Genomic DNA, 18,475 nt, shown 5'->3' with positions numbered 1-18,475 from the left:
GACAAGCCGGTGGAAACCGATCCGACCCACGCTTGCGTGGAACCCCGAACCCGCGCCAGGCTCTTAGTCCAAAGAGCCGCCAGCGAAGACGAATCCGCCATGCGAACGATCAGCCACTCCACCTCCCTGCGCGCCGAGCCGGATCGGGTCTTCGAGCTCCTGAGCCACGTCCCCAATTTCGTGGACCTGTGCGACCACGTGGAACATATCGAGCGACTGGGCGATGACTGCTACCGCTGGACCATTCGCGCCGCCGGCATGCGCATGGGCTTCGACGTCGAAGTCTGCAGCGCCATCGCCCCCGAACACTTCGCCTGGCGGTCCATCCGCGGGATTCACAATCGCGGCAGTTACCGGCTGACCCCCGATGGCGAGGGCCATACGCGGGTGGACTTCGAACTGGAGTACAAGCTGAATCCGATCCTGGATGCCGCCGTGCGACGCGTCGCCCAGTCGCTGGTGGAGCGCGTATCGGGGCAGCTGATGGACCGCGCCCAGCAGCGCCTGGATGCCCAGGCGCCACGCGCCTGACGGCCCTGCAGGCGAGCCGTCAGGCGGTTTCCACCGCCCCGGAATCGCCGGCAGCCTCGTTCAATAGATCGCGCAGGGTGCGTCCATCCAGACGCTCCCGCCGCGCCACATCGACGTCCTTCAGGGTCCGCTCCACCGCCGCACTGCCACGCAAGCGGCGGATCGCGCGGTCGTCGGTGTCCGCGCGCAGGGCCTCCAGGATCTCGTCCACACGGATGGCGTCGAGATCCCGCGCCGGGACCAGCTGCTGCCCGTCCTCGCCCGCCTTCAGCAACAGCCCGGCCTCCTCCAGCCGGCGCGCGGAGCCTCCCAGGGCATTGCCCGGGACGGCCAGCGCCGCGGCGACCTCGTCCAGCGTCGGCGCCGGATGCCCGTCATGGAAGCGCAGTCCGACCTGCTGCATCAGGTGCAGGCCCATGCGCTCGCGCCCCGCGCCGGACAAGCGCAGGCGGATACCGCGCACGTTCATGTATTCCGGGTGCTGCACGAAGAAGGCGACGTTCGCCCCGATCAGCAGGATCAGCCAGGCGAGATAGAGCCAGATCAGCAGCATGATCATGATCGCGAAGCTGGAGTAGATCGCCGCATAGCGGGTCGAACCCGCCACCATGTTGGCGAACACCCAGCCAACGCTCTGCCACAGCAACCCGGCCACCACGGCCCCGAGCAGCGCCGGGATCACCTTCACCCGGGTGTTCGGCACAAACACATAGATAAAGGCAAAGGCGGCGATGATCAGGAGATAGGGCACCAGCCGCGAGATCTCGGTGATCAGCATACCGACGGGCCCGATCCCGGCGACCGTCTGCATCGCCGCCGACGACATCACGGTGGCGGTCACCCCCAGGGCGGAAACCACCAGGACCGGACCGATCAGGATCACCGACAGGTAGTTGGAGAAGCGCTGGGCCAGGCTGCGGTTGTTCTCCACCCGCCAGATGGCGTTGAAGGCCAGCTCGATCTTCTGCACCAGTGCGATGACCGTGTAGACCAGGAACAGCAGACCCACGAACCCGAGCACGCCCACGCGCATATTGTCGACAAACTCGAGCACATTGTGGGCAATCTCCACCCCCTGCTCGCCCAGCGGCTCGAGCACGCCCAGCAAGAATGGTTCCACCGCGTTGTGGGCACCAAAGGCCTTGAGCACCGAGAATGACAGCGCCAGCAGCGGCACCATCGACAACAGGGTGGTGAACACCAGGCTCATCGCGCGCAGCGTCAGCTGCCCCTCGGAGACCTCGCGCACCAGCGCGAAGACACCGCGTACCATCCCGAGCGGGACGGCCTTCCAGCGCGGCAACGCCGAAAGATCCGTGTCATTGACCAGCTCGGTCAACTGGCGGCGCCGGGCATCCAGGCGCTCGGCCCAGGCTATGCCGGCCACGCATCACTCCCGTGGATGGGGGGTTCCCTCACGCGCCGTTACTTCTGCTGCCACTGGCCGTTGCCGTCCTGGTACCAGTAACCCGAGGGGGCCTCTTCCACCCAGACGCGAGCAAAGGTCTCGCGGATCTGGCGTTCCCAGTCCGGACGGTCATTGGCCCGGGCGATCTCGCGGTAGAGCGAATCCCGATCCGAGTTCTCCTCGCTGACCAGTCGCTGCACGGTGCTGCGATCGCGCAGCGGAACCTCGGAGAGATCGCGGATCACCACATCCGCATTGTTACCGAAACCGATCGCACCGCTGCGGAAATGCGGTGCCAGCTGCGGCCCCCGCTCGCGCAGCGAGGCCCGGATGCGGTTAATGGCCGGGGTCTCGATCTGCAGGTCCGGGCTCTGCGCGGCGGCCGGGCTCACCAGGCGTTCCAGCACCCACACGAGCACCGGCGCGGCGCTCGTCGTGCCCGTGTGGCGCGGCTCCGACGGATGCAGCTGCACACCGGACTCGGGCTCCGGTGCCGGCTCGGCCTCGGGCACCTGCAGCGCATCCCGCACGATGGCGCGCGCCGCCTCCTCCGCCGCTGCGGTGGGGAAGTAGATATTGATGGTCACGCAGCCCGCGAGCAGCGCGAACATCAGAGCCAGTCCCGGAACACTCCACAAAGCCTTCATGCCTGTCATCCCTTGTTCGGGCGGGTGAACCCCGCATGTGCCCAATCTACACCATCATCCTGAACCGTAACCAAACACCGCGACTGACTCATTGCACGACCGGCCCCTCGCCGCCCTGAATCTGCGCCAGGCGGTCGATCAGTTCCGGCCAGTCCACCCGGCGGTTGTAGCCGATCACCTCGATCTGCGGCAGGCCACCGCCCTGTACCAGTACGAACCCGCCGTCCGGGCGGTCTGCCACCCCGGAGGCCGTGCACACGTCCCCGCGCAGTTCGCAGCGAAAGCCCAGGCGGCGATAACTGAAGTTCTCGAAAACGCGCAGGAAGATCGACGAAGCCGCCGCCTGCAGGCCGCCACCCAGCTCGGTGATGTTCTCCACCGCCCGCTGGCTGATGCGCCGCCGTCCCGGATCGTCCATTGGTGTCATCAGCTCCAGGTCCATGTGCACCGGCGACCAGTCCACCATCACCAGGTCGTTCACGTGCCCCGACAGCCGTCCCTGGATCCGGCCGATATCGAAGGCCCGCGTGACCAGTTCCAGGTCCAGACGCTGGATCTGCGTCGACAACCCGAGCTCCGGTGCGTACCCGAACAGATCGTGAATATAGACATCGCGCAGCACCACCTCGCCATCGAACACCTGGACCAGAAGCCGCCCATCCACGTTCAGATCACCGTCCTCCAGGCGCACCCGCGGGATCATCCCGGCCACCTGACCGGAGAAGCGAGGCCAGCCCAGCACGTCGGTCAGCAACTCCAGACTGATCGCCCGAATCCCCCCCTGGAACTGCACGTCCGGCCCGGTCTCGGTCTGCTGCACGCTGAAGGCCCTGACCCGCAGGCCCCCATCGAGGATCGGGATCTCGGTCGCCTCCAGCAATTCCAGCCCCTGTGGCCGCGCACGCACCCGGGCGGAAAACCCGTCGAACGGCAGGCCGTACAGATGGGCCGCATCAAAGCCGATGCGGCCGGGGCCACCCGGCACGGTGGCGGACCAGTCCAGCTCGCCCCGCGCACCGCTCACACCAAAACGCCCACGCCGGTCCTGGGCCTCGACCCCGGACCATTCGAGCCGGGCGTAGTGCGGCTCGGAGGCCTGCACCTCGACCTCGCCGCTCATACGCCCTGCGGCATCCAGTTCGCCCAGGGCTGTGCCCACCAGCCACGGCGACAGCACGGTCTCGTAGATCACGCCAAGTGCCCCGACCTCACCCCGGAACTGGCCATCCAGACCACGTTCGGGCGCGAAGGCGAGGCCCTGTCCCTGCAGCGAGGCCGCCTCGCCATAATCCAGTGACAGCGACTCCGCTCGCACCGCTCGGCTCTCGCCGTCCACCACCACCCCGCGGGCGTCCAGGGTCAGCGGACCCTCGGCATCCAGGTCGACAAACCAGGGATCGACGAACACCACACCCGCTGTCAGTGCCAGATCAACATCCCAGCCGTCGGCATCGCCCGCGAGGCGCAGCCGGCCGTCCAGTTCTTCCCCCGCCTGCAGGCCCAGATCGTCGCTGAATGCGAGATCATGCACCGTCAGCGTGCCCTCGGAACGCCCGCGTTCACGCCAGTGCAGCGCGAGATCCGCCGTGCCCTGCCCCAGATGCACGGGCAACTCCATTGGCAGGCGCGCCGACCCGGCCAGGGCCGCCAGGTTGATCCCCGCGAAATCGGCCCGCACATCCCAGCCGCGGGCGGGATCCAGCCGCACGTGGAAATCGCCCTGCGCCCCGAACCAACCGGGCCACGCACCCGCCAGCGCAAGCGCGCCCGTCTCGCGCCCCCAATACAGGCCTACCGGGGCACCCCGCAGGTGCAGATCCCCGGCATCACCCCAGAGTCGCGCCGTATCGCAGCGGACCTCGGCACGACTTACCTGCAGATCACTGCATTCCACGCGCAGGTCTTGCAGGGCCCCGATGGGCTCGGGGAGTTCGACGCGATCCGCGCGGATCGCCAGGGACAGGCCTTCGCGCGTCCATTGCACACGGGTGCTCAGGCCATGCGCGTCGAGATCGTCGCGCAACAGGGATTCGATCCGCAGATCCAGCTGGATGCCGCCATCGAACTCCACCTCCGCATCCGCGGCCACGGCCACACCCGCCAGCAGAAAGAGCAGCCCGGCCGCCGCGCCATACAAGCCCGGTGCACGGCGCAGCGCGAGCATCAGGCCGGGTCGCCCCGCTCCGGCAGACGGTCGCGTAGCGGCGGTGCCAGGCGGGCCAGCCATTCACGCATCGCGAAGCGCGACGTCTCCAAGGCCTCGAGGGTCGGCAGGAAGTCCTCGACCCGCCGTAGATCGCTCGTGGGGCCGCGAAAGCCGGTCGGTGCCGGGTCGGCCGCCAGGCCGGCACGTTCGAAGCAGGCCAGGGCACGCGGCATGTGCAGGGCCTGGGTCACCACCAGCACCCGTTGCACGTCGCTTTGCTGCAGGCGCTGGCGGGTGTGCGTGGCGTTTTCGCAGGTGTTGCGCGAGGTGCTCTCCAGCCAGCGCACCGGCACCCCCAGATCGGCTTGCAGGGTGGCCGCCATCAGCTCGGCCTCGGAGCGCCGCCCGGGCAACGCGCCCGGACGCCCGCCCGAGACCAGCAGCGGCAGCCCGGTGTCGCGGTGCAGCCTGGCGGCATGGCGCAGACGCTCGTGGGTCTGGGGATTCAGGGCATCGCGGCCGCCGTCCTCGCCGCGTCCGGGCCAGCGTCCGCCGCCCAGCACCACGATGGCATCGGCCCGCCCCACCGCGACCACGGCATCGCGCAGATCGCGCTCGATACTGTGTGCTAGCGGCTGGGCGACGACATTCAGGCTCGGTAGCACCAGCGCCAGCAGACCCAGCGCCAATAACGGCCGCCCCCCGCGCCAGTCGGCGCGCCAGAAGGCGACCCCGACCAGGGTCAGCGCAATCCCCAGCCCCGGGGGCAGCAGCAGGTATTCGATCGCCGTCTGCAGGGACGCGAGCACGACGCTCTCCGCCTGCGCCCCGCTTTACTTCTTGCCCGGGGAGTAGAGGTAGTGGGCGTAGGTGGCCACGTCCTCGGAAACCCGGCGGATCAGGTGATCCAGGCTGATGATGGCGAACTCCAGCAGGTTCACCGCGATGTACGGCTGTTCGACGCGCAGGCGGTCATACATGGAGCGCGACAGGCGCAGCAGGCGGGTATTGTCGCTCAGGGCGCGCATGCGCACGCCGCGGGGCACGCGGTCAAAGAACGACATGGACCCGGCCAGCTCGCCGGTTTGCATGCGACCGACCTCGATCTCCTGGTTGCCGTCGTCGTGGTACAGCGCGGCGGTCCCGCTGACGACGAAGAACAACGACTCCCCGACCTCGCCGATATCGGCGATCACCTGCTTGTGATGGGTTTCCAGCACCTCCAGGTATTCGAGAAGGATCTCGACCTCGGCCGGCGTCAGCGACGCCGAGATCGGGTGTTTGGAGAGGAATTCGGTCAGCAGTTCCTTGGACATGGAGAGGCTTCCTTCTGACGGGTCCGCAGTAGAAGTGGGAGTAGATTAGAGTATAACGAACGCGACCCCGGGACGGGGCGACCAAGACCACCGGGGAGGTACCGCTTGATCGACATCGATGCCCTGCGCCGCCACCTGCCGCGGCGCCTGCGCGACGGCAGGGCCGTCCTGCTTGTAGCCGACTCGAATAGCCAGGAAAGCCCTCCGGGCGTGGAGCAGGAGAGCGTCGCGGCATTTCTCGAGCACCCGCCCGGGCCGCGCGTGCCGCTGGTCCTGCTGCCGGATACGCTGAGCGCACTGGACGTCACGACGGGCCAGCAACTCCTGGGCGGGCTGCGCGACCGCTGGGCCGACGAGGTGCTGATCCTGCATCGGCGGGACGACGAACGCTGGGGCCTGAACGATTTCCTCGCCCTCGGTTTCCGCCACGACCCGGAGGCCGAGGCGGCCGCGCCGGATCACACGGTCTATCGCACCAGTCTGTACGACTACAAGCTCACCCCCGACTGGCTGAACGCCCGTTTCTGGGCCAACCCGGAGATGTGGGACAAGCGCCGCTGGTAGCGGCGCCCGGCGGACGAGCCGCCATACGCCTAATCGTCGTCGGGGTTCAGGCGCGGATGCGTCTCCTCGCCCCACCACCAGACCACGGCGCCGGAGGCAAACATCGCGATCACCACGAACCAGAAGCCCCAGACCACCGACCCGCCAATATGGGCCACGATGCCCAACCCGAAGGCCCCCACTCCGTAGCCAAGATCCCGCCAGAAGCGGTAGGTCCCGATCGCCGAACCGCGCCAGTTCGGGTGCGCGATATCCGCCACTGCCGCGCTCAGGTTGGGATACAGCAGCGCCATGCCGAGACCGGTCACCGCCGCCGCGAACGACCACCACAGCACGCCCTCGCCCAGCAGCGTCAGGGCCACCCCGCCGCCGCAGATCCACATGCCCCAGATAATCGGCTGCCGGCGGCCAACATGGTCCGACAGGCGGCCGGTAAGGAACTGCGATCCGCCCCAGACAAAACCGTAGATCCCGACCACCCAGCCGATCGCCGCGAGACTGAGCCCCTGCTGATAGAGGAACACCGGATAGAACACCCACACCAGCGCATCCACGAACTTCTCGACCAGCCCCGCCTGACTGAACGCGGCCATGCGCCGGTCGCGCCAGGACATCAGCGTGAACACCTCCCAGGTGCTGGGCGTATCGGAGATATTCTTCGAATACCGCGGGATGGGCCCAGTGGACTGCCCCGCGGCATGCCGCGCACCCTCGGCCTTCGCCCAGTCCAGCGTCTCGCGCACAAACAGCGCGGTCAGCACGATCGCCAGCGCGATGACCACCAGGCCAAAAATCAACAGCCCCATGCGCGGACCGAACGCTGCAGCCATGTAGCCCGTCACGATCCCCGCCACTGCGACCCCGACATAGCCGGAGAACTCGTTCATCCCCATGGTGAAACCGCGTTCATCGGCACGGGTGATGTCCATCTTGGCCGTCTGGGTCATCGACCAGGCCAGGCCCTGGTTCACGCCCAGCAGCACGGTCGCGGCCACGATCCAGCTCCAGGACGGCGCGTAGAGGATCATGAACGGGATCGGGATCGCCGCCACCCAGCCCAGCATCAGGACGGTCTTGCGGCCCAGCCGTTCGGACAGGCGACCGGCAACAAAATTGAGCGCCCCCTTCACCACGCCAAAGGCGACCACAAACGCGGTCAGCAGCATGAACGAGCCCTCGGCCACGCCGAATTCGCTCTCCGCCAGGGCCGGCACGACCGTGCGCATCATCCCGATCGTCAGGCCGACGAAGAAAACCTGGATCAGCTGCTGACCGAACTGCCCGAGGTTCTCCCGGATCCCGTGCGTCAGGTGGGCATAGGCCTCCGCGGCCTTGTGATGGTCCGTCATGTGGCGTTCTCCTTGTCCTCGTTGCTCACAGTTGCCAATGGCAGACCGTGATAGCGCCATTCGGCGACGCCATCCTCGAACCGGGTCGCCTGGAACCCGTGCGCGGCCAGGATCTCTACAGCCTCGCTGGCCATCAGACAGTAGGGACCGCGGCAATAAGCCACCACCGGTCGGTCGGTCGGGAGCTCGCCGAGCCGATTGCGCAGCTCGCTGATCGGGATGGATCGGGCATACGGCAGATGGGCGTTCGCGTATTCCATCCCGGGACGGACATCGAGAACGATGAGATCGCCCCGACGAGCCTGTTCCAGCAGTTCGGGGCCGGCCATCGGGGCCAGCTCGCCAGGACCCTCGGCCATTTCGCGGGTCGCGGCCTGCAACTCGAGCAGGCGCTCCTCCGCGAGGGTACGCAGCATTACCCAGAAATCGGCGACATGCTGATCCACCAGGCGATAGAACATATGACGCCCTTCGCGCCGGGCCTCGACCAGCCGTGCCTGACGCAGCTCCTTCAGGTGGGCGCTGGTCAGCTTCACGCTCAGTTCTGCATCGGCCGCAAGCTGCTCGACGCTCTTTTCGCCCTGAACTAGCACCTCGATCAACTCCAGGCGCTTCGGGCTGGCCGCGGCCCGGGCGATGCGGGCCACCTGTTCGTAAAGCAAATCCTTGAGTTCACGTCCGGACACGGCGTTCGCTCCAATATTCATTGGAATGAACGATAGATGACCCAGGGATCGCACGCAAGTCCGGTGATGACCCGCATCTAGCCGCGGAAAAGCCCTCCCGCCGCCAGGGGCGCGCTGGATCGGGCCCTCCAATTTCTGGGTGATTTTGGGGTCTCGCCTATTCCTGAGTAGTTTACTCGGGAACTTCAATTAGAAGTTGCTTACTAACTTAACGAGCAACCCGTGCCTTCGGGCACACTTCCCCTGCAACAGGAGAACGTCATGAGCCAACTGATCAACAACTTCCCGGCCGACGGTGTCGTCACCATCAACCGCGTGATCCTCAAGCCGGAATACACCATCGACGATCTGCAGGAACGTGTCGCCGTCCTGTGCGAGAACGTAAAGACCTATCACTCGGATACCGGCTTCGTCGGCGGCTTTGTCGCGCTGAACTCCGGCTCCGTCTCCAATGAAGGCTCCACCATCGGCCAGGCGGTCGAGAGCCCGATGAAAGACAAGGAAGCCCTCATCATCACCTTCTGGAATAGCTTCGACGAACACGAAGCGTCGCACCAGAGCGAGACCTTCCAGCCCCTGTTTCAGCAGGTACTGGAACTGTGCGAGAACGGAAACGAGGAGATCGCCTACGAGATGCTCTGGTCCGGCGCAGCCTACGATCCGGAACAGGCGAGGGCCGCCCGCGAGGCGAAGGAAACCCACGCGGCCTGAGGGCCGCTATTCAGGCACGATCGTCTCTCCGACGACTGTACCCATGGCCGGGGCCTTGCGCCCCGGCTTTTTCGTGTCTGGCGCGCCGTCATGTCCCCTACCCGGATGATCGGCTATCCGCGCACGAGCGCCGGCGGGCTCACGCGCGCGGGACGTCGTCGTCCTGCTTCGCGTCCTGCATCTCCGGGGGCGAGGCCAGGGTGTGATTCTTCTCGTCGTAGCGGCCCTTCAGCTCGTCGGTCTTGCTGTGCTCCCACAGCGGCACCCCGACAAAGTAGCCGGCGCGCCCGATCGCGTGCGCGGCCACCGGTGCGGTGAGCAGCAGGAAGCCAATCACCGCCACCGCACGGGTGGTGACCCCGCCGTCGCCAAAGTAGACCGCCACGCCGACCATCATCAGACCCGCCCCCAGCACACCGGCCTTGGTGGTGGCATGCAGGCGCATCGGCAGGTCGGGCATGCGCACCAGACCCAGCGCCGCAACCACCATGAACGCGGCCCCGACGACCAGGAACAACCCCGTCAAGAACTCAGTCATCGTCCCGATGCCCCCCTTTCTCCAGGTAACGGGCAAAGCCCACTGCGGCAAGGAACGCGGTCAACGCCAACACCATGGCCACGTCGATGAACGGGGTGCGGCCACTGGAGATCACGTAGACCGCGATGAAACCGATGGTCAGCGACGCAATCAGCTCCAGTGCCACCACGCGATCCGGCAGCGTCGGCCCCAGGTACAGCCGCCAGAACCCCAGCACCAGGGCCAGGCTCAGCAACGCATTGGAAGCAATAATGGCGATATCGAACATCGGACCTCCCCGCGCCTAGTGGGCCATGCGGTTAATAAGGTAACGCTCAGCCGTCGCACAAGCGTTGTGGGCAAGGCGCGCAAGCGCAGGACTGGCCTTCGCCCATTCAAGCGAGCGGAACGCAGACCACGGCGCTTGTGCGACGGCCCTTCGGGAGCCACTGTGCTGGCGCGACTCGGCGTTGCGTTTCTTGGCAAGGACGCTGCCATTCCCTGCGAAACGCGCCTTGATTCGCGCCAGCACAGTGGCTCTGAGCGTTACCTTATTAACCGCATGGCCCACTAGCGCAGGACCTCCAGCGCGCGGTGTTCCAGGTACTTGATCGAGCGGATCACCGCATCCCGGTCCTCGAGGTACATCACGTGGATGTACAGCACCTTCTTGTCGGTGGAGACGTCCAGGCTCAGCGTCCCCGGCGTCAGCGAGATCAGGTTGGCGACAATCGTGATCTCGCCATCGGTCTTGGCATCCAGCGGAAAGGCAATCACACCCGGCACCATGTGGTGGGTCGGTGTCATCACATCGTAGGCCACCTTCAGGTTCGACATAAACAGCTCCCAAAGGAAGAAGCCGATAAACCCGATGAAGCGCGGCACGCGCCGCGCGTAGCTGGCAAACCCCGGCTTGTCACGCAGGGCAAAGGCCAGCAGCACGTAGCCCAGGAAAAATCCGACCAGCAGATTGCCGGTGGTAAAAGTCCCGGTTAGAAAGACCCAGATCAGGGCCAGCGCGATGTTCCACGTCAGCGCGATCATTGGCGGGCCTCCCCGAGTACCGCCTCGATATACTGCGACGGATCCAGCAACTGCTCGGCCGACATCAAAGCCATCTGGTAGATCGGCTCGCCGTACAGGCCGATGGCCACGGTCATCAGCGCCAGCATGATCACCGGGACCCACATCCAGATCATCGGGCCGGAAGTGACGTCAAGCGTCTCGCCCTCGACCCCTTCCGGCTGCGCCTTCCAGAACACCTCGGCCCAGATCTTGATCATCGAGTACAGCGTCAGCAGACCCACCACCAGCGCGACCGCCACCACCCAGTAGGCCTCGGCCTCGATGCCCGCGCGGATGATGATGAACTTGGCAAAGAAACCCGACAGCGGCGGCAGCCCTGCCAGCGACAAGGCCGGAATCAGAAACAGCACCCCCAGCATTGGATGCGTACGGTAGATCCCGCCCATCAGCTTCAGCTCGTGGGTGCCCTTCATCACGAACGTGATCCCGCTGATCAGGAACAGATTCGCCTTCACGATGATGTGATGCATGATGTAGAACACCCCGCCCACCAGGGCCAGCGGCGTGAACAGCGCCAGACCCATGATCATGTAGCCGATCTGGCTGATGATGTGGAACGACAGGATGCGCCGGAATTCGTAGTGCGCGGCCGCCCCGAGCACGCCGGTCAGCATGGTCGCCGCTGCGACCCACAGCAGGATCTCGTGGGTGTAGTCGACTTCCTGATTGAAGATCAGCGTGAACACGCGGTACAGCGCGTAGACCCCGACCTTGGTCAGCAACGCCGCGAACAGCGCCGAGACCGCCACCTTCGGCGTGTGGTAGGACGCCGGCAGCCAGAAGAAGAACGGGAACGCCGCGGCCTTCACCCCGAACGCGACCAGGTACAGCATCGCGATTACGGTCACCAGACCGGTGTCCTCGACGGTGGACAGCTTGTCGGCGATATCCGCCATGTTCAGGGTGCCGGTCAGCCCGTAGGTCAGGCCGATCGCGGTCAGGAAGATCATCGACGACAGCAGGTTCAGGGTGACGTACTTGATCGCCCCTTCCATCTGCGCGCGTTCGCCACCCAGGATCAGCAGCGCGAAGGAGGCGACCAGCATCACCTCGAACCACACGTAGAGGTTGAAGATATCGCCGGTCAGGAAGGCGCCGTTCACGCCGGCCAGAAGCAGGTGCAGCAACGGGTAGTAGCCGAACTTTTCCGACATCCTGCCAATGCCGGAGAGCGAATAGATCGCCGTGGCGAAGCCGATGATACCGGTCAGCACCACCATGATCGCCGCCAGCATGTCGGACACCAGCACGATACCGAATGGCGCGGGCCAGGAGCCCATCTCCATCACCACGTGCCCGTGCTCCCAGGTATCCGCCAGCAGCCACACGCTGACGGCCAGCATCAGCCCGGTGCCGAGCACACCGAGGGCCCGCTGCGCGAAGTGCGAACGCCACAACATCACCGACAACGCACCGACCAGCAGCGGCACGATGATCGGGAGGGCCACGGACATCATCATCGATCGGTGTCCTTCATCTGGTCCATGTCATCGGCCTGCACCACTTCGTAGGCGCGGTGGATCAGTACCACGGCGAACGCCAGCACCCCGAAACCGATCACGATCGCCGTCAGCACCACGGCCTGCGCCAGGGGATCGGCCGCGACCCCCTCGGGCACCGTGTCCCCGGGGGAGATCAGTGGCGGCGCGCCCGATGTCATGCCGGCGACGGTAAAGATCAGCAGGTTGGCGGCATTCGACAGCAGCACCAGGCCGATCACCAGCTTCACGATCGAGCGGCGCAGCATCATGTAGATGGCCGCGGCATAGAGACCGCCGACCACGAAGGCCATGACGACTTCCATTAGTCCTCCGCCTCCGCGAGGTTGAGCATGATGGTCAGCACCGAGCCGATGACCACCAGGTACACCCCGATATCGAAGATCAGCACGGTCGAGAGCTTCATCTCGCCGAAGATCGGCGCAGTGAACTCCCACCACTGGGCGGTAAAGAAGGCCTGCCCGCGAAACACGCCGGGAATGGCACTGATCACCGCCAGCACCATGCCGGCACCCAGAAGATCCCGAGGGTCCACCCGCAGCACCTTGCGTGCCGACTCGGTATCCATCGAAAACAGGTACAGCAGGATCGCCGCCGCCGCGACCAGTCCACCAATGAAACCGCCGCCCGGCTCGTCGTGCCCGCGCAACAGGAGGAACACGGAAAACAGCAGCAGGAGCGGCAGCAGGAAATGTCCCGCGGTGCGCAGGATCAGGGAGTGCATGTTCATCGGCGGTCCTCCGCGCGGAAACGAAGCATCGCGTACACCCCGATCGCCGCCAGCGCCAGCACGAAGATCTCGCCCAGGGTATCCAGTGCACGGAAGTCCACCAGCACCACGTTAACGATGTTGCGGCCGTAACCGGACGGCACCGACTCGTCGATGAAGTACTGCGAGATGGAGTCGAACAGCCGCGCATCCACGGTGCTCAGGATCAGCAGCGTGATCATGCCGCCCATCACCAGCGCGATCCCGGCGTCACGCAGGCGCAGCGCGGTGGACGACAGATTCAGGAAGCCCGGCAGTCGGAACAGGACCAGCACCAGAAGGATCACGGTCAGGGTCTCGACCAGCACCTGGGTGATGCCGACGTCCGCCGCGCTGTAGAGCACGTAGACCAGCGCCACGGTGAAGCCCAGCGAGCCCAGGGCCGCCACTGCGCCCAGTCGTGAGCGGGTCAGCACCGCGAACAGCGTGGAGGCCACCAGGACCGCCAGAATGGCGATCTCGTGGACCTTCAGGCGCTCGAGATTCAGCGAGCCTACGCCGACCTCGAACAGCTGGGCGGTGACCCCGACCAGACCCGCGGTCGCCACGACGATCACGATCACGTAATAGCGCAGATAGCCGTTCTGCAGCACTCGGGTCTGCCATTCGGACAGCCACACCAGGCCGTCCATCATCTTGAAATAGCCCTTCTCCGGGCCGTATTCGGCGACGCGATCGACCCAGGCCAGCGCGCGGCGCGCCTGTTCCCAGCGCCAGTAGAGAACCCCACCGGCCACCAGGCTGAAGGCGGAGATCGCCAGCGGCCAATTCAGGCCGTGCCACAGCGACAGATAGCCGTCCACCGGCGCACCCTGCACGCTGGCCGCCGCCGCGTTGATCAGGCCCTCGTCGGCCAGCCCCGGCCCCAGGCCGAAGATCAGGCCCAGGCTCGCGAGCACCGCGGGGCCGGCCAGCATGGCCACCGGGGCGTCATGCTGCGGGGTCTTGGGCGTGTCCGTCTTCGGCCCGAACCACGGCCGGATGCCGACAATCGCGGCGACCGCCACCCCGAGGATCGCGGTCAGCACCGCCAGCAGGGTCAGGATGCCGACCAGCCCCGGGGCCCCAAGCACCGACTCCAGCATCAGCTCCTTGGCGACAAAGCCGAACAGCGGGATCACGCCCCCCAGCGACAGCGCCGCGAGGATCGTGAATGCCGCCGTCACCGGCAGCGCGCTGCGCAGTCCGCCGGTCTGCAGGAAGTCCTTGGCCCCGGCCTCGTGATCCAGGATGCCCGCGACCATGAACAGCGCGCCCTTGTACAGGGAATGCGCCAGCAGGAAGGCCATCGCCGCCATCAACGCGGTCTCGGTGCCAATGCCGATCAACATGGTCAGGGTGCCCAGCGCCATCACCGTGGAATACGCCAGCACCTTTTTCACGCCCGTGGAGCGGTAGGCCAGGAACACGCCGGTGAACATGGTCACCGAGCCGACCAACACCAGCGTGGTGAACCAGACATCCGTGCCACCCAGCGAGGGATTCAGGCGCGCCAGCAGGTAGATGCCGGCCTTTACCATGGTGGCCGAGTGCAGGTAGGCGGAGACCGGCGTGGGCGCCGCCATCGCGCGCGGCAGCCAGAAATGGAACGGGACCTGTGCCGACTTCGTGAAGGCCCCGAGCAGGATCAGGAACAACAGCGGCAGATACAGCGCATGCTCGCGCACCACATCGCCGTTGGAGAGGATCTCGGAGATCTCGTAGGAGCCGCCGGCCATCGCCAGCATGATGATGCCGGCGAGCATTGCCAGACCGCCGCCGACGGTTACGAACAGACCCTGGAGCGCGTACTTGCGGGCGTCTGCGTTCTCGTGGTTGTAGCCGATCAGCAAGTAGGACGTGATACTGGTCAGCTCCCAGAACACGAACATCGCGATCAGGTTATCCGCCAGCACCAGCCCGAGCATGGACCCCATGAAGGCCAGCAGAATCACGTAGAAGCGCCCGAGATCGCGATCCTTCTCGAGGTAGCGCCCGGCGTAGGTGACGATGAAGAAACCGATACCCGAGATCAGTAGCGCAAACAGCAGTGACAGGCCGTCCACCAGGAACGAGAGCTGGATATCCAGCCCCGGCAGCCAAGGCCAGGCCAGCACGATGGATTCGCCGCTGGAAACCGCCGGCAGGAAGCTCAGGAAATAGACGAACAGCCCGGCCGGCAACAAGCCCAGCACCCAGCCACTGGTGCGGCCGGTCAGGCGGTGGATCGTGGGCGCAAACGCCGCCACCAGGAACGTTGACAGAATTGCGTACAGCATCCGGTCAGCTCAGTCCTTTCAGTTCCGGGCCAAGGCACGCGGCCGCGACCGCGCATGTGAGGGTCCATCCGATCCTGACGGGGCGAGCCGCTCAAGGCACACCAGGGTCAAATCGGTCGCGGAAGCCTACCGACTCGGCCGAGGCCGCGCAAGAAACGTGACGTTCCTCGCGCAAGCCCCGAAAGACACGCTGACAGCGACCGATTCAGACGAGAAGAACCGGTCTCAGGAAAGCGCCGATCAAGACCCCGGTATCAGCTCCATTCGCTGCGACGGCGACGGGCGGGAATCCGCGTAAGCACGATCCCGAGAATCACCGAACCAACCGTGACCAATGCCCCAGTCATGAACCACTTGCGCTGACTGTCCGCCTGCATCACCTCGACCTGACGGCGATACTCGTCGGCGGAGTCGCGGGCATCGATCAGGTTCTCTTCCAGGCGGCGATTCTCGCGCTGGATTTCCTGCGGCCGCGAGGCGATATCACGCAACTCTTCCAGCTCGGTTTCCATCTCAGCGAGCTGTGCCTGCAGTTCGTCACGTTCCGCGGTCAACGCATTGCGCCGATCCAGCAGTTCCGCGATCCGGCCCTCCTGGTCATCTGCCCCGGAGCGGATCTCGGCCAGCTCGGCCTCGACTTCGGCCAGGCGCTCGCGCGAATGCGGCTCGTCCTGCAGGTAGCGGGTCAGGATCCAGGCCTCGTTGCCGCTGGGCAGGCGCACCCGGCTCCAGCCGTCACCGGACTGCTCCATCACGGCCACTGGCTGTCCGGCACGTACTGCGCTGACGATCCGGTTCTGGTTCGACGGACCGCCACGCACGCCAACCTCCAGCTCCTCGCTGATATACCGGGTCTGCTGAGCGGCGGCGCCGCTCCAGGCCACCATCAGCAATCCGCCCAGAACCAGCACCATCACCCGCATCGGCCACCCATTCGTCGTCATGTCTTCTGCCATCTCTTGATTCGTCAGGGATCAACGGCGCTGCATTCTACAGCGGTATCCGCACAGCGCGTGCCAGGCCGCGCCAGGGGTTGATCGAGTTCACATAACGGTTACCGCGAGCCTTACAAGAACTGCTCGCGCACCACCCGCGACGGAAACGTGAGCAGGTCAAACGCCATCGGCGCCAGCCGGCGCATCTGCGCCGCCGTCACCGCCAGCAGATACAGGACCCCGGCCAGCACGGCGAGCAGCAAGCTCAGAAGCCCACCCAGCATCACTCGGGTCGCCTGCAGGACGCCCACCAGCCAGATCGGTGCCAGCGCCACGATCAGCGGGATTACCAGCCCCAGGATCGCCCCCACCGACTGTTCGAACAGATCCAGCGTCACCGGGGGTGCCTCGTCCCCTGCCAGCAGGGTATCGACCATTTCCTGGCGATAAGCCACCCACTCCAGGTGGAAACCGCCAAACCCGGAGACCAGCGCCAGTGCGGCCAATGCCACCGCAGCCACCACCACCAGGGCGCGGCGCACGCCCTCGCTGCCGTCCATCAGGGATTGTGGCAAGAGCCGCGAGACACCGCGGGCCTCCGCCAGCAGCCAGCCACAGACCGCGGCCGCGCCCAACAGGATCACGACCACCAGATCCGGAAAGGCCACGCCGCCGGCCTCCATGGACGCCGGAAATTGCGAGCCCAGGGCCGGGTCGAACAGGCGCTGGTACACGATCACTGCCACAGCCGTCAGCGCCAGTCCCGCTGCGCCCAGCAACCACTGGCTACCCGCCTGGGCATACGCCGGCCACTGTCGGTGCGCCGGATGGTCGCGGCTCTCGCAACGAGTCAGACCGTTGTCGAGACGTTCGCCCTGACGCTGCAGGTCCGCCAGTCGCCGGTGAACTTGCTCCAGGCGCCCGGTCAGCTCGTGCAACGGGGCCTCCATGCGGCGGCGCGCCGACAACAGGCCACGGGACATCTGGCGGTGCTCCTCCATACCCAGGCGAGCGATGCGCAGCACCGTCTCCTGCATGTCCTGCGCCAGACGCTGCCCCTGCGGGCTCTCGCCGACGGGCGTGCTCACCAGCGCCTCCAGCCGGCTGACCCAGCCCGGTTCGGCGGACAAGCGCCCCTCGTCGCGGGCGTAGGCGTCCTCCAGCTGGCGCAGCGTCTCGTGGACCTGCTGGCGCAGATCGGGGATCTCGGCCAGATCATGGCCCACCAGCCGAGCGTAGCGTCGCTCCAGGGCATGCACCGCGACATGGACGCGCTCCGCCTCCAGCCTCGCCAGATGCGCCTGGTGCCAGCGCTGAGCCGCATCGCGCAGATGCAACACCTGGCGCCGCAGGGCACAGACCAGGCGCGTAATCCCACCCGTCAGGCCCACCAGCAATCGCCGCAGCGGCCGTCGCGCCAGATCGAGCACGATAATCGCGACAACAACCCCCACTACCCACAGCATTACAGTGACCGCCACGACGACCCCTTGCTTATTGTTTTACGGCATGGTCGGTGCCCGCACCCTACAGCGCAACTCGGACCTCCGCCTTCGCGCTCCGATTATGTCGCAACGCCTCCGCGCCTGCCGGCGCACGGAAGGATCCGTACTCAAGTTTGCGGTGCCCGCGCCGATATCCGGATTAAATCCCCGGAGACTTCGCGATGCTCAGCCTCGACCTCCTGCCGGCACCCGCCCCGGCCCGCACCGAGAACCCCGCCTGGCTGGATGCCGGGTTCACCGCCGGCTGGCTCCCGGCCTTCCGCGACCGCCGCACCGGCGCGGTCCATGCCAGCCATCTGGATGACGGGCGCCTGGCCTGCACGCACATCCTGGATACCGTGCCCGCGCCCTGGGTCGCCGAACGCGACAGCAAGGGGCGCCCGACGGCCCTGACCGCCGATATCCAGGCCGGCTACCTGCGCGGCGATCGCTTCTTCACCCTCGCGGACCTGCTACGGTATCCATCCGACGCCTGACGACCGGCCCGTCAGCGCCACCACGCCCGCCGCAATTGCTTTTGCGCGCGGGTTTCGGTCCAATACCGGCCT

At 66.2% G+C, this 18,475-nt stretch carries 20 protein-coding genes; 4 read left to right on the top strand and 16 right to left on the bottom strand.

The window, feature by feature from the left end; all coding sequences use genetic code 11:
* Window positions 1-99 precede the first annotated feature (99 nt).
* Entirely contained in the window at window positions 100-531 is a 432-nt protein-coding gene (locus D573_RS0108270; RefSeq protein WP_018938690.1) for an SRPBCC family protein, read from the top strand.
* 19 nt (window positions 532-550) lie between these two features.
* On the opposite strand, the gene D573_RS0108265 is transcribed toward D573_RS0108270, so the two are convergent.
* The 5 genes from D573_RS0108265 to D573_RS0108245 all read right to left on the bottom strand — a co-directional run bounded on the left by D573_RS0108265 (window position 551) and on the right by D573_RS0108245 (window position 6,048).
* Complete coding sequence (locus D573_RS0108265) at window positions 551-1,918, bottom strand: YihY/virulence factor BrkB family protein (protein ID WP_018938689.1); 1,368 nt, start codon at window positions 1,916-1,918, stop codon at window positions 551-553.
* Between the two features lie 38 nt (window positions 1,919-1,956).
* Window positions 1,957-2,586, bottom strand: a complete 630-nt coding sequence (locus tag D573_RS0108260; RefSeq protein WP_038039780.1) for a YdbL family protein — start codon at window positions 2,584-2,586, stop codon at window positions 1,957-1,959.
* An 88-nt stretch (window positions 2,587-2,674) separates the two neighbouring features.
* Window positions 2,675-4,750 carry a hypothetical protein gene (locus D573_RS0108255; RefSeq protein ID WP_018938687.1) on the bottom strand — a complete coding sequence of 692 codons (2,076 nt, stop codon included), beginning with the start codon at window positions 4,748-4,750 and terminating at the stop codon, window positions 2,675-2,677.
* The gene (locus D573_RS0108250) at window positions 4,750-5,541 is read right to left on the bottom strand and encodes a YdcF family protein (RefSeq protein ID WP_018938686.1); all 792 of its coding nucleotides are present in this window, start codon (window positions 5,539-5,541) and stop codon (window positions 4,750-4,752) included. The genes D573_RS0108255 and D573_RS0108250 overlap by 1 nt, the downstream gene beginning before the upstream one ends.
* A gap of 24 nt (window positions 5,542-5,565) precedes the next feature.
* On the bottom strand, window positions 5,566-6,048 hold the full coding sequence (locus D573_RS0108245) for a Crp/Fnr family transcriptional regulator (protein ID WP_018146053.1): 483 nt from the start codon (window positions 6,046-6,048) through the stop codon (window positions 5,566-5,568).
* A gap of 105 nt (window positions 6,049-6,153) precedes the next feature.
* Here D573_RS0108245 and D573_RS0108240 point away from each other — a divergent pair, with 105 nt between their 5' ends.
* Window positions 6,154-6,612 (top strand): DUF6231 family protein, encoded by a 459-nt coding sequence (locus D573_RS0108240; protein ID WP_018938685.1) that lies wholly within the window; start codon window positions 6,154-6,156, stop codon window positions 6,610-6,612.
* 29 nt (window positions 6,613-6,641) lie between these two features.
* Here the strand turns inward: D573_RS0108240 and D573_RS0108235 are convergent, their stop codons facing one another.
* Both D573_RS0108235 and D573_RS0108230 read right to left on the bottom strand, forming a co-directional pair.
* Window positions 6,642-7,961: an MFS transporter gene (locus tag D573_RS0108235; protein ID WP_018938684.1), complete on the bottom strand. Its 1,320-nt coding sequence runs from the start codon at window positions 7,959-7,961 to the stop codon at window positions 6,642-6,644.
* Window positions 7,958-8,668 carry a metalloregulator ArsR/SmtB family transcription factor gene (locus D573_RS0108230; protein ID WP_081618752.1) on the bottom strand — a complete coding sequence of 237 codons (711 nt, stop codon included), beginning with the start codon at window positions 8,666-8,668 and terminating at the stop codon, window positions 7,958-7,960. The genes D573_RS0108235 and D573_RS0108230 overlap by 4 nt, the downstream gene beginning before the upstream one ends.
* 240 nt (window positions 8,669-8,908) lie before the next feature.
* Between D573_RS0108230 and D573_RS0108225 the strand changes: the two genes are divergently transcribed.
* Entirely contained in the window at window positions 8,909-9,358 is a 450-nt protein-coding gene (locus D573_RS0108225; protein WP_018146058.1) for a hypothetical protein, read from the top strand.
* 139 nt (window positions 9,359-9,497) lie between these two features.
* Here D573_RS0108225 and mnhG read toward each other — a convergent pair whose 3' ends face one another.
* The 9 genes from mnhG to D573_RS0108180 all read right to left on the bottom strand — a co-directional run bounded on the left by mnhG (window position 9,498) and on the right by D573_RS0108180 (window position 17,888).
* Window positions 9,498-9,896 (bottom strand): monovalent cation/H(+) antiporter subunit G, encoded by a 399-nt coding sequence (gene mnhG / locus D573_RS0108220; protein WP_018146059.1) that lies wholly within the window; start codon window positions 9,894-9,896, stop codon window positions 9,498-9,500.
* Window positions 9,889-10,164, bottom strand: coding sequence for a cation:proton antiporter (locus tag D573_RS0108215; RefSeq protein ID WP_018146060.1), 276 nt, complete (start codon window positions 10,162-10,164; stop codon window positions 9,889-9,891). The genes mnhG and D573_RS0108215 overlap by 8 nt, the downstream gene beginning before the upstream one ends.
* A 281-nt stretch (window positions 10,165-10,445) precedes the next feature.
* Entirely contained in the window at window positions 10,446-10,919 is a 474-nt protein-coding gene (locus D573_RS0108210) for a Na+/H+ antiporter subunit E (RefSeq protein WP_018938682.1), read from the bottom strand.
* Window positions 10,916-12,421: a Na+/H+ antiporter subunit D gene (locus D573_RS0108205; protein ID WP_018938681.1), complete on the bottom strand. Its 1,506-nt coding sequence runs from the start codon at window positions 12,419-12,421 to the stop codon at window positions 10,916-10,918. The genes D573_RS0108210 and D573_RS0108205 overlap by 4 nt, the downstream gene beginning before the upstream one ends.
* Window positions 12,418-12,765 (bottom strand): Na+/H+ antiporter subunit C, encoded by a 348-nt coding sequence (locus D573_RS0108200; RefSeq protein WP_018146063.1) that lies wholly within the window; start codon window positions 12,763-12,765, stop codon window positions 12,418-12,420. The genes D573_RS0108205 and D573_RS0108200 overlap by 4 nt, the downstream gene beginning before the upstream one ends.
* On the bottom strand, window positions 12,765-13,190 hold the full coding sequence (locus tag D573_RS0108195; protein ID WP_018146064.1) for a Na+/H+ antiporter subunit B: 426 nt from the start codon (window positions 13,188-13,190) through the stop codon (window positions 12,765-12,767). The genes D573_RS0108200 and D573_RS0108195 overlap by 1 nt, the downstream gene beginning before the upstream one ends.
* Window positions 13,187-15,487, bottom strand: coding sequence for a putative monovalent cation/H+ antiporter subunit A (locus D573_RS0108190; protein WP_018938679.1), 2,301 nt, complete (start codon window positions 15,485-15,487; stop codon window positions 13,187-13,189). Before D573_RS0108190 ends, D573_RS0108195 begins: the two co-directional genes overlap by 4 nt.
* Before the next feature lie 254 nt (window positions 15,488-15,741).
* A complete protein-coding gene (locus D573_RS0108185) occupies window positions 15,742-16,443 on the bottom strand; it encodes a TIGR04211 family SH3 domain-containing protein (RefSeq protein WP_018146066.1) in 702 nt (233 codons plus the stop codon).
* 110 nt (window positions 16,444-16,553) lie between these two features.
* Entirely contained in the window at window positions 16,554-17,888 is a 1,335-nt protein-coding gene (locus D573_RS0108180) for a hypothetical protein (protein ID WP_018938678.1), read from the bottom strand.
* Window positions 17,889-18,088: 200 nt separating this feature from the next.
* Here D573_RS0108180 and D573_RS0108175 point away from each other — a divergent pair, with 200 nt between their 5' ends.
* Window positions 18,089-18,403 carry a hypothetical protein gene (locus D573_RS0108175; RefSeq protein WP_018938677.1) on the top strand — a complete coding sequence of 105 codons (315 nt, stop codon included), beginning with the start codon at window positions 18,089-18,091 and terminating at the stop codon, window positions 18,401-18,403.
* Window positions 18,404-18,475: the final 72 nt, after the last annotated feature.

It is taken from the genome of Thioalkalivibrio sp. AKL9, from assembly GCF_000377825.1.
GTDB lineage: Bacteria > Pseudomonadota > Gammaproteobacteria > Ectothiorhodospirales > Ectothiorhodospiraceae > Thioalkalivibrio > Thioalkalivibrio versutus.
The sequence above is the reverse complement of the archived record's forward strand: the minus strand, read 5'-3'. Positions and strand labels throughout refer to the sequence as shown.

What these genes read in the sequence shown, in the direction of transcription:
- D573_RS0108185 (WP_018146066.1), bottom strand. Translation starts at nt 16,443, where the DNA reads ATGGCAGAAGACATGACGACGAATGGGTGGCCGATGCGGGTGATGGTG.
- D573_RS0108205 (WP_018938681.1), bottom strand. Translation starts at nt 12,421, where the DNA reads ATGATGATGTCCGTGGCCCTCCCGATCATCGTGCCGCTGCTGGTCGGT.
- D573_RS0108190 (WP_018938679.1), bottom strand. Translation starts at nt 15,487, where the DNA reads ATGCTGTACGCAATTCTGTCAACGTTCCTGGTGGCGGCGTTTGCGCCC.
- D573_RS0108180 (WP_018938678.1), bottom strand. Translation starts at nt 17,888, where the DNA reads ATGCTGTGGGTAGTGGGGGTTGTTGTCGCGATTATCGTGCTCGATCTG.
- D573_RS0108175 (WP_018938677.1), top strand. Translation starts at nt 18,089, where the DNA reads ATGCTCAGCCTCGACCTCCTGCCGGCACCCGCCCCGGCCCGCACCGAG.
- D573_RS0108210 (WP_018938682.1), bottom strand. Translation starts at nt 10,919, where the DNA reads ATGATCGCGCTGACGTGGAACATCGCGCTGGCCCTGATCTGGGTCTTT.
- D573_RS0108200 (WP_018146063.1), bottom strand. Translation starts at nt 12,765, where the DNA reads ATGGAAGTCGTCATGGCCTTCGTGGTCGGCGGTCTCTATGCCGCGGCC.
- D573_RS0108270 (WP_018938690.1), top strand. Translation starts at nt 100, where the DNA reads ATGCGAACGATCAGCCACTCCACCTCCCTGCGCGCCGAGCCGGATCGG.
- D573_RS0108235 (WP_018938684.1), bottom strand. Translation starts at nt 7,961, where the DNA reads ATGACGGACCATCACAAGGCCGCGGAGGCCTATGCCCACCTGACGCAC.
- D573_RS0108215 (WP_018146060.1), bottom strand. Translation starts at nt 10,164, where the DNA reads ATGTTCGATATCGCCATTATTGCTTCCAATGCGTTGCTGAGCCTGGCC.
- D573_RS0108245 (WP_018146053.1), bottom strand. Translation starts at nt 6,048, where the DNA reads ATGTCCAAGGAACTGCTGACCGAATTCCTCTCCAAACACCCGATCTCG.
- D573_RS0108195 (WP_018146064.1), bottom strand. Translation starts at nt 13,190, where the DNA reads ATGAACATGCACTCCCTGATCCTGCGCACCGCGGGACATTTCCTGCTG.
- D573_RS0108260 (WP_038039780.1), bottom strand. Translation starts at nt 2,586, where the DNA reads ATGAAGGCTTTGTGGAGTGTTCCGGGACTGGCTCTGATGTTCGCGCTG.
- D573_RS0108225 (WP_018146058.1), top strand. Translation starts at nt 8,909, where the DNA reads ATGAGCCAACTGATCAACAACTTCCCGGCCGACGGTGTCGTCACCATC.
- D573_RS0108255 (WP_018938687.1), bottom strand. Translation starts at nt 4,750, where the DNA reads ATGCTCGCGCTGCGCCGTGCACCGGGCTTGTATGGCGCGGCGGCCGGG.
- D573_RS0108230 (WP_081618752.1), bottom strand. Translation starts at nt 8,668, where the DNA reads ATGAATATTGGAGCGAACGCCGTGTCCGGACGTGAACTCAAGGATTTG.
- mnhG (WP_018146059.1), bottom strand. Translation starts at nt 9,896, where the DNA reads ATGACTGAGTTCTTGACGGGGTTGTTCCTGGTCGTCGGGGCCGCGTTC.